Origin of the sequence: Corallococcus llansteffanensis, assembly GCF_003612055.1 — a bacterium.
Taxonomy (GTDB): Bacteria; Myxococcota; Myxococcia; order Myxococcales; family Myxococcaceae; genus Corallococcus; species Corallococcus llansteffanensis.
Genome location: NZ_RAWB01000939.1, coordinates 1 through 2,044, shown reverse-complemented (window position 1 = coordinate 2,044; position 2,044 = coordinate 1). Strand labels below are relative to the sequence as shown.

Genomic DNA, 2,044 nt, shown 5'->3' with positions numbered 1-2,044 from the left:
CCCCCGCACCCAGTTGGGCCGCGTGAAGGCCCAGGGCAGGCCCGACTCCGAGAAGAGGATCCACCGCCGGAAGATGCGCAGGAAGGCGCGCAGCTCCAGGTGTCCCGTGACGATGCGCAGGGGTGCGTGGATGACGCGGTTCTTCCACCCGGCCTCGTGCAGCCGGCGCCCCAGGTACATGTCATCCACGAACTGGCCGGCGGCGCATCCCACGCCCCCGATGGCCGCGAGCGCCTCGCGGCGGAAGACCATCAACTGCCCCATGATGAAGGGCAGCGCGCCATCCGGCCCCGACGTGCGCGCCACCGACGCGCCGTACCACGCATTCACCAGCAGCCCGTAGCCCACGTCCCCCGCCAGGGGCGCGTCCGCCGCCGCGTACACGGGCGCGAACGTGGCGCCCGTCCGCGCATCCTCCAGCAGGGCTCCCACCAGCGCCGTCAGCGCTCCGGGCGCGGGCCGCGTGTCCGAGTCGCTGAAGGCCAGCAGCGTGCACCGCGAGCAGGCCACGCCCACCTGCATGGCATTGATCTTCCCCGTCAGCCCCTCTGGGGGCTCGCCCGCCACGAGCAGCTCCACCCGCGTCGCGCGCGTCGGAGCGTTGGCGAGCTCTTCGCGGGTGAGGGCGAACGCCGGGTCGTCCTCGGTGTCGAAGACGAAGAGCACTTCCCACTCGCCGGGATAGTCCAACGCGAGCAGCGCGCGCACGTTCTGCCGCGCCTCCACATCCAGGCCCCGGATGGGGCGGATGACCGTCACCGAGGGAGGGTCGAACTTCCTCGCGGCCAGCGCCGGACGCCGTCGCAGGCCGGCCATCAGGCCAAGATGCCCCTGGAGCAGCACGCCCAGCGCCGCCGCGCTCACCGCCGCCCAGCCCACGTCGCGCGTGTTCATGGCGTCTCCTCCCGCGCCCTGCCCCGCGCAGGCGGGTGTCTGGAGTGCGCGGAGTGGCCGGGGCCCCACCAGTTCAGGTCCCCCATCAGGCGCATCATCGCGGGGACGATGAGCACCCGGACCAGCGTGGCATCCAGCGCCACCGCGATGGCCATGCCCACTCCCATCGCCTTCACCACCACCACCGACGCCAGCGAGAAGGCCGCAAACACGGCGACCATGATGGCCGCCGCGCTGGTGATGAGCCCTCCGGTCCGCTCCAGCCCCTCGGCCACCGCGTGGGTGTTGTCCCCCGTGCGCAGCCACTCCTCGCGGATGCGGCTGAGCAGCAGCACCTCGTAGTCCATGGACAGGCCGAACAGCGCGCAGAACAACAGGATGGGCAGCGACGGTTCGATGGGCCCGGGCTCGAAGTCCAGGAGCCGGCGCAGGTGCCCCTCCTGGAAGATCCACACCAGGGCCCCGAACGAGCCGGCCAGGGACAGCAGGTTCATCAGCAGCGCCTTCAGCGGCAGCACCACGGAGCGCAGGAGCACGAAGAGGACCGCGCACGTCATCCCCATCACGAAGGCCACCGCCGCGGGCGTGTGCCGCCGGATGAAGGCCGTCGCGTCCACGTCCGTCGCCGTCTGCCCGCCCACCACGAGCCGCCCGTCCCCCACCGCGCGGTCCGAGCGCAGCGCCCGCACCAGGTCCCGCGCCTCGCGGCTGCTGGGCGGCTCGGATGTCAGCACCTGCAGCACCGCGACCGTGCCGGTGAGGTACGCGGCCCGCGCCGCTCGCAGCTCCGGCGGCAGCGCCTGGAGGGGCGCACCCGCGAGTTGCTGCACCGTCGCCCGGTCCATCCCGGGGACCAGGTCCACCGCGCTCTCCACGCCCACCACGCCGGGCAGCGACGCAATCCGGCGGCTCGCGTCGTGGAGGGCACCGGCGCGCTCCGGCGTGAAGGGGTTGCCCTGGGGGAACTCCACCGCCACCAGCACCCGCGTGGCGGCCTCGCGCGGGAACAGCCGGGCCAGCGTCTCCGCGCCCCGGCGCGCCTCGGTGTCCGCGGGCAGCGCGGTGATGTCCGTGGCCGCCAGCTCCAGGCGCCGGAACGGCAGCCCCATGGCCAGGAGGAGCGTGAGGGTCGGCAGCAGCACCCTCCAGG

Annotated in this window: 2 protein-coding genes; both read right to left on the bottom strand. The window is 73.5% G+C overall.

The features are described 5' to 3' along the window. Positions 1-894, bottom strand: an 894-nt coding sequence (locus D7V93_RS42265) for a glycosyltransferase (protein WP_120648595.1), incomplete at its 3' end; no start/stop codon positions are given. After that, the coding region (locus D7V93_RS42260; RefSeq protein WP_147451654.1) for an MMPL family transporter at positions 891-2,044 on the bottom strand (1,154 nt) is incomplete at its 5' end. The genes D7V93_RS42260 and D7V93_RS42265, both read right to left, overlap by 4 nt.